This is a genomic window from Methylopila musalis (genome assembly GCF_042679725.1).
Taxonomy (GTDB): Bacteria; Pseudomonadota; Alphaproteobacteria; order Rhizobiales; family Methylopilaceae; genus Methylopila; species Methylopila musalis.
The window spans coordinates 1-1,904 of the sequence record NZ_JBHTMX010000322.1; the positions used below are offsets into that span (position 1 = coordinate 1).

Sequence of the window (1,904 nt, forward strand, 5' to 3'; positions counted from 1 at the left end):
GGCCTCCGGCCCGGCCGCGGCGGCGGGGAAGGCGGCGATCAAGGCGGCGGCGGTCAGGAGCGGGCGGATCGGGTGCGGGCGCATGGGCCGAGTTAGAGCCCGTCCCCGGCCGCGCGTCGAGGGGAGGGGGACGCCGCCGCGTGGAACGCCTGCGGAGGCGTTGCGGGGGCGCCGCAGGCGGCTTGGTAACGCGGTCTTAACCTTGACAAGTCATGAACGAGAGGAGCCCAGGCGGGATCGGGTCGCAGTTTCAACACATTGACGCGCGAGTAGCGCGGTCGTTCCGGGTCCTTGGGCGCCTGTCGGGAACGTGGCGGCGAGCGGCCGGCGCGGTCCGGGAAAGTCGCGGCGCCGCCGCGAGCGTGGAGAAGAGCGGACGATGCCAACCCCCGACATGTCGCTGTGGGGCCTGTTCCTTCAGGCCCACTTCGTCGTGAAGTTCGTGATGATCGGGCTGCTCGCCGCCTCGGTGTGGTGCTGGGCCATCGTCATCGACAAGCAGCTCCTGTTCACGCGCACCAAGCGCAACATGGACCGGTTCGAGAAGATCTTCTGGTCGGGCCAGAGCCTCGAGGACCTGTACCGCTCGCTCGCCAACCGGCCGAACACCGGCATGGCGGCGCTGTTCGTGGCGGCCATGCGGGAGTGGAAGCGCTCCTACGAGAGCGGCAGCCGCTCCGTGGCCGGCCTGCAGCAGCGCATCGACAAGGTGCTCGACGTGACCATCGCCCGGGAGACCGAGCGGCTGGAGTCGAACCTGCTGGTGTTGGCGACGGTCGGCTCCGCCGGCCCCTTCATCGGCCTGTTCGGCACGGTCTGGGGCATCATGACCGCGTTCCAATCCATCGCGGCGTCCAAGAACACCTCGCTCGCGGTCGTGGCGCCGGGCATCGCGGAGGCGCTGTTCGCCACCGCCATCGGCCTGATCGCGGCCATTCCGGCGGTCATCTTCTACAACAAGTTCTCGTCCCAGGTCGGCCGTCAGGCGGGCCGGATGGAGGGCTTCGCGGACGAGTTCTCCGCCATCCTGTCCCGCCAGATCGACGAGAGGGCCTGACCCATGGGGATGGGCGTGGGCGCGGGCGGCGGAGGCGGCGGCGGGCGAGGGTCCCGCCGGCGGCGTCGCGGAGGCGTCATGGCCGAGATCAACATGACGCCCATGGTGGACGTCATGCTGGTGCTGCTCATCATCTTCATGGTCTCGGCGCCGCTGCTGACGGTCGGCGTGCCGATCGATCTTCCGCAGACCTCCGCAAATCCTCTGAACGAGGAGAAGGAGCCGCTCACCATCACCGTCAACAACAAGGGCGAGGTGTTCCTGCAGGAGACGCAGATCGCGGTCGACGAGATCGCGCCGCGCCTCATTGCCATCACGAACTCCGGCTACGAAGAACGCATCTACGTGCGGGGCGACAGGAACGTGGTCTACGGACAGGTGATGAAAGTCATGGGCACGCTGTCCGCGGCGGGCTTCCGCCGGGTCGCGCTCGTGACCGAACTCGAGCAGGGGAGCTGAGCGCCCCACGATGCGTGTCGGTCTCGTCTCCTCCGCGGCGGCTCATGCGATCCTCCTCGCCTGGGGCATCGTGAATCTCGGCACGGCCAAGCCGTTCGAGGTCGCGCCCACGGAGTCGCTGCCGATCGAGATCCTGTCGCCGGAAGAGTTCGACGCCATGACGCGCGGCTCCAAGACCTCGAAGACGGTCGCGGCGCCGAAGGTCCAGGCGGAAAAGCTCGCCGCCGTCGACGACGAGCCCAAGGACGACGCGCTGCCCGTGGCCAAGCAGGACGTGGCCCCGCCGCCTCCGCCGCCGGCCGCCCCGCCGAAGCCCGATCCCGAAAAGGTCGCCAAGGCCGAAGCCGACAAGGCGGAGCAGGCCGAGGCCGCGCGCGCCGCCGAGGCC

At 69.4% G+C, this 1,904-nt stretch carries 2 protein-coding genes and 1 pseudogene; all 3 read left to right on the forward strand.

Annotated features, from left to right (window positions below; all coding sequences use genetic code 11):
- Window positions 1-379: 379 nt before the first annotated feature.
- On the forward strand, window positions 380-1,057 hold the full coding sequence (gene tolQ / locus ACFQ4O_RS17205) for a protein TolQ (RefSeq protein ID WP_378777562.1): 678 nt from the start codon (window positions 380-382) through the stop codon (window positions 1,055-1,057).
- Window positions 1,058-1,066: 9 nt separating this feature from the next.
- Window positions 1,067-1,516, forward strand: a complete 450-nt coding sequence (gene tolR / locus ACFQ4O_RS17210) for a protein TolR (protein WP_378777564.1) — start codon at window positions 1,067-1,069, stop codon at window positions 1,514-1,516.
- A 10-nt stretch (window positions 1,517-1,526) separates the two neighbouring features.
- A pseudogene (locus ACFQ4O_RS17215) lies at window positions 1,527-1,904 on the forward strand (cell envelope integrity protein TolA); the annotation flags it as partial.